The sequence below is a fragment of the Streptomyces glaucescens genome, assembly GCF_002154375.1.
Lineage (GTDB): Bacteria > Actinomycetota > Actinomycetes > Streptomycetales > Streptomycetaceae > Streptomyces > Streptomyces glaucescens.
This window is the reverse complement of the sequence record NZ_MUND01001032.1, coordinates 191-547: the sequence shown is the minus strand read 5'-3', so window position 1 is coordinate 547 and position 357 is coordinate 191. Positions and strand designations below refer to the sequence as shown.

1 protein-coding gene is annotated in these 357 nt (G+C 73.9%); it reads right to left on the bottom strand.

Features of this window, described 5'->3' with window-relative positions:
• Positions 1 to 357, bottom strand: a 357-nt coding sequence (locus CCN42_RS40355; RefSeq protein WP_245877701.1) for a prolyl oligopeptidase family serine peptidase, incomplete at both ends; no start/stop codon positions are given.

Genomic DNA, 357 nt, shown 5'->3' with positions numbered 1-357 from the left:
CCGAGGAGGGTGCGGTCCATGGCCTTCAGGGCTTCCATCTCGTCGTGGTAGGCGGTGACGTAGTCGGCGACCGGGACGGCGGCGATGCCGAGCGTCCAGTGGTCCGGCTGGGTGCCGAGGCCGAGCAGGGTGAGGTAGCCGCCCCAGGAGCCGCCGGTGAGGATCAGGCGGGCGGGGTCGGCGAGGCCCGAGGTGACGGCCCACTCGCGGACCGCCGCGATGTCCTCCAGCTCGATCAGGCCGACGCGGTGCTTGAGGGCGTCGGTCCAGGCGCGGCCGTAGCCGGTGGAGCCGCGGTAGTTGACGCGCACGACGGCGTAGCCGTGGTCCACCCAGGCGGCCGGACCGGCCGCGAAG